The sequence below is a fragment of the Microcystis sp. LE18-22.4A genome (assembly GCF_027531105.1).
In the GTDB taxonomy this organism is placed as follows: Bacteria; Cyanobacteriota; Cyanobacteriia; order Cyanobacteriales; family Microcystaceae; genus Microcystis; species Microcystis aeruginosa.
The window spans coordinates 1-4,079 of sequence record NZ_JAPZRB010000349.1 but is presented as its reverse complement, the minus strand read 5'-3'; the positions used below and the strand labels follow the sequence as shown (position 1 = coordinate 4,079).

8 protein-coding genes are annotated in these 4,079 nt (G+C 41.6%); all 8 read left to right on the top strand.

Translation table 11 applies throughout. The annotated features are described in order from the left end of the window. On the top strand, window positions 1-231 hold a 231-nt coding region (locus tag O9295_RS15850; RefSeq protein WP_288033757.1), incomplete at its 5' end, for a hypothetical protein. Window positions 232-271: 40 nt separating this feature from the next. Continuing rightward, window positions 272-643, top strand: coding sequence for a Nif11-like leader peptide family natural product precursor (locus O9295_RS15845; protein WP_288033756.1), 372 nt, complete (start codon window positions 272-274; stop codon window positions 641-643). A gap of 231 nt (window positions 644-874) precedes the next feature. Continuing rightward, window positions 875-1,252: a Nif11-like leader peptide family natural product precursor gene (locus tag O9295_RS15840; protein ID WP_288033754.1), complete on the top strand. Its 378-nt coding sequence runs from the start codon at window positions 875-877 to the stop codon at window positions 1,250-1,252. Window positions 1,253-1,571: 319 nt separating this feature from the next. Then, the gene (locus O9295_RS15835; RefSeq protein WP_002791268.1) at window positions 1,572-1,919 is read left to right on the top strand and encodes a hypothetical protein; all 348 of its coding nucleotides are present in this window, start codon (window positions 1,572-1,574) and stop codon (window positions 1,917-1,919) included. Then, complete coding sequence (locus O9295_RS15830; protein ID WP_002737863.1) at window positions 1,916-2,158, top strand: hypothetical protein; 243 nt, start codon at window positions 1,916-1,918, stop codon at window positions 2,156-2,158. Before O9295_RS15835 ends, O9295_RS15830 begins: the two co-directional genes overlap by 4 nt. A 749-nt stretch (window positions 2,159-2,907) precedes the next feature. Further along, complete coding sequence (locus O9295_RS15825) at window positions 2,908-3,099, top strand: DUF1496 domain-containing protein (RefSeq protein ID WP_193960758.1); 192 nt, start codon at window positions 2,908-2,910, stop codon at window positions 3,097-3,099. Between the two features lie 501 nt (window positions 3,100-3,600). After that, complete coding sequence (locus tag O9295_RS15820; protein ID WP_002757475.1) at window positions 3,601-3,774, top strand: hypothetical protein; 174 nt, start codon at window positions 3,601-3,603, stop codon at window positions 3,772-3,774. A gap of 2 nt (window positions 3,775-3,776) precedes the next feature. Next, window positions 3,777-4,079 (top strand): nitrogen fixation protein (locus tag O9295_RS15815; protein WP_288033753.1); only part of this gene is annotated, 303 nt, incomplete at its 3' end.

The window sequence follows — 4,079 nt, the reverse complement described above, 5'->3', positions numbered from 1 at the left end:
ACCCGAATCTTAACCCTATTAAATAGGAGTCTAATTACCATGGCTAAAATTCATATTTCCGATCTACAGGTGAACTCTTTTCAAGAATCTCTTGAAACTGCGATCAATCGCGCGATCGAGACTCGCAACATTCAAGGCGGTATATTATCGTCATCAACAAGACTGGGAATAATAAATTGGCCTCCCATCACTCTCGGAATTATCTACAGACCGACCGCGGATTTATCTTGACGCTTGTTGTCTTTTATCAAATTCTAACAGGAGTTAACTTATGGCTCTCGAACAAGTTCACGCTTTTTATAAAAGAACTGCTTCCGATGAAGAATTCCGCTCTCGTCTTCAATCGGTCAATAGCAAAGAAGAATGTAGTCAAATCGTTAAAATGGCTGGATTTGATTTTACACAACAGGAATTTGAGGAATACACCGCACGACTTTTAGAGTCCGATCGCATGACCGACGAAATGTATGATTTAAGTGAAAAAGAACTAGAAACGGTTTTCGGGGGTGGGAAAAGAATGCCTATTGTTCCGGGCGATTTGATGGTTCGCCCGATGTACGGATTACCCATGCCCATCCCGTACGAGCCTCCCCTTTCTGACCGTCCTCGTCGAGGCGGATACGCTTGGGAATCTCTCTTTTAAATTTTGGCTCTTCTGGTTTCTGTGTGGAAATGAGGTCTATACTGATAGTTTATTTAACAAAATAGTCCTAAAAGTCTTTCCCAGTAAACATTTGACGATTTCATCAGCAAAAATTATCACACAAAGTCGAGAAGAGCCAAATTTTGCCTAGCTTGTCTCTAGAAGTTTCAACTCCTTCAACTATCAATAAAAAATGATAGTTACTTATCTCTAGTTTATAGAGGTCAAATCATGTCTCTCGAACAAGTTCACGCTTTCTATAAAAGAACCGCTTCCGATGAAGAATTCCGCTCTCGGCTTCAAGAGGCTAACAGTAAAGAAGAATGTAGCCAGATCGTGAAAACGGCTGGATTTGATTTCACACAACAGGAATTCGAGGAATACACCGCACGATTACTAGAAACCGAGGAGCGCGTGACCGACGAAATGTACGACTTAAGCGAAAAAGAGCTAGAAACGGTTTTCGGTGGTGGAAAAAAATTGCCACCTATTTTTCCTCCTTCCGATGATCAAATACTTCACTCGATATACGGATTGCCAATCAGCTACGAGCTTCCTTTTTCCGAGCCTCCTCGTCGAGACGGACGCGCTTGGAAATCTCTCTTTTAAAGTCAGCCGATCGCTTGTATCTAGGAGTTTCAACCCCTTCAACTATCGATCAAAAAATGAGAGCGATCGCCGATCTGGTAGGTTGGGTTGACGCAAGGAAACCCAACAATTCCCCTAAAACTTACCGAAAACTCAATTAGGCAAAATCGTCTTACCACAGAAGTGATGCAAGAAACTCAGATAGAGTTTGTTCGCTCCTATATTGATGCGGGTGAGTGTGGACTGACCCTGCTAAATAGACCTCTCCAATAATTGTCAAAATAAGAGATGAAGCCCTGACTAAGAGCTTATCAAAAATCTTTTCTGGAGAGGTATAATAGTGAAGAATCAACAGTTGGTAGCTACTAAGGCTGTTGATGAAGTGGATGATGTGACTAATGTGAATGACCCATATAATATTGCCAAACAAGGGGGTAAGCACTCTGGATTCTATAACGAATATGCCAAAAAGCCAGACTCTCAAATCCGAAAAGGAATTGAATCTATAAACAAGCAAATTTCTGAACATCAAAAAAAGATTGAAGCTCCCCAAAAATTTATACCTGATTTTGATAATCTTGATCCTAGACAGCAAAAAGCTCTTCCCGATAAATGGCAAAGTGACATAAATCGGCAGAGCGAGCAAAAGACTATACTAGAAGGCCTACTCAAGGAGAGAGGACTATGAATACAGAATCTGTTAACTTTATCAAAGATCATGCACTTATTCTCAAAGAAAAGTACAATGAATCCCTCGCAAAAATTAACGAAGCTGACATAAAAGGAGAGGACTCTTCTTTCTATAAAGGACAAAGCCTTGCTTATTATGATGCTCTTGATTTGATCAAGTCTCAGGTAGAAGCATTTGGTTACAACTCGAAGGAAGTCAACCTGGTTGTTCCTGAATTTGGCAAACAAGCAACTTAGCTATTAAGGTATCAGGTGCGATGCCGAAGGCACTGCGTAGCAGTACGCCTATCTTGCAAGGTTGGATTGACAACGGAAACCCAACATCATCCCCCTATTATTCTTCATGTTTTGTGTTGGGTTGCACTTCGTTTAACCCAACCTACGGATTATTTTACTGGGTTCTTCGTTACTTGGTATGGTTCGATCAGGGGGCATAAATCGGCTAAATCCTTATCTGGCAAGAGACTTAATTGATTAGCTCGTTCTAGATCGAAAACAATTGGGAACAATCGAAGCAATGTCTTTCTATATAAGGGTTTCATTCCTTATAACCCCCCTCCATTATTGCATAACACAAACCGAAGAACCAAATAAATAACTTATTTAAGTCATTTATAGCATTTCTGATTCACAAGAGGTACATTCCCGATCCTGAACAGCTTAATCAGCAAAGGTTTAAGTGTGCCGCACAGATGCGAGAAACGCTATATTTGGTTTTTTGTACACAATGATATAAATTTGAATATTTTTGAACATAAATAACTTATTTATATTTAATTTGTGATGACGAAAATCGAGGCTTTTTCAGTATCGATAATTTTTTGATGGGCTAGACTAGGAGTAAAATCCTAACAAAATTAGCTTGTTTATGTTCAACTAAGGTGAATTGAGAGGTTGACTTATATTTTTTATAGGCCTAAGATGTAGATTAAATGAGTTGATTAACTCATTCTCTAGAAAGTTTCTAAAATAGGAGAATAATCCCAATGACCAACATTTTAATTTTAGACGAGTCTTTAGTCGATCTATCTGAAGATGAACAAAAAGCTGTAAGAGGTGGAGCCGCATCATGCACCTATGCGAGTCAGACCTATTCCGAAGGTTCCACAGTCAAACAGGCGGATGGTATTTACCGTTGTCAAAAAGATGGGAGTTGGGTATATGTAAAATCTGCCTAATTTATCCATTCTCGATCTGTATGACCATTCCGACTCATCAGAAATGCCTCTCGCTCAGGGTGAGAGCATCTCAAACGCTATTGACAATTGGCCAATTTTGTGATCCGCTTGCTGTGTGAGCATTTCAAGTGATACCAGTCAATCAGAATAGTTACGAAATCGACCCATTTGGTCGATTTTTGCTTAACAATTGAGAGGGCAAATTCTCCTCAAATATTCCTGAATCGCCCTCTGGGCAAGCAACTCACATAAAGTTCATTTTGTCAAGGATTGTTAAGATGCGCTTACCCTGCCTCTTGCTCCCGAACAATTATCTCTAATTAAAGGTGCGATCAATCGTGCTGATCGCGCTCGTCGAGTAGGTCAAGGTCGTCCACAACATTGTGGCGTTAGTGGTTGGCCAAGGGACGGACGATTACCAAGAGTTGATGAGCATGGATATCCGATTAATCAGTTTTAACAAAGCTGATTTTTGATAGTTAATCTATAGGGAAAGCTACAATGTCTAAAATTTTTATCGCCAACCTGAAACTCGATCGCCAACAAAACTCACTGATTTCTCTTGAGATGGAAAGTTCGCCATTAATTCAAGCCGCTATCGAACGTTCCCTCGACGCGCGTAAAGTTATTGGCGGGATCAAAACTTGCGGATGGATATGCCCAATGGAGTTTTAACCATGAAATCCGATCGCACTTTATGTCCTAGCGCGCGAGAAAATTCCCCGGATAGCGTAATTTTCGGGATCGCGGCGGGAACCGTTGAGGAACCCCGCGTCGCCTATCTCCCGGAAATCCAACCCGTCACCGCAGAAATTCTCGCACTCGCTCAACCCGTCACCCCCACCGAAGTCTTCCGCTTCGCCGCGTCCTGCGCGGAAAAAGAATGCGTTCATTTCGATGGGAAAGATTGTCGCCTCGCGCACCGGGTGGCACAGGGACTCGCAGAAGTAACCGATACCCTTCCCCCCTGTCGAATCCGG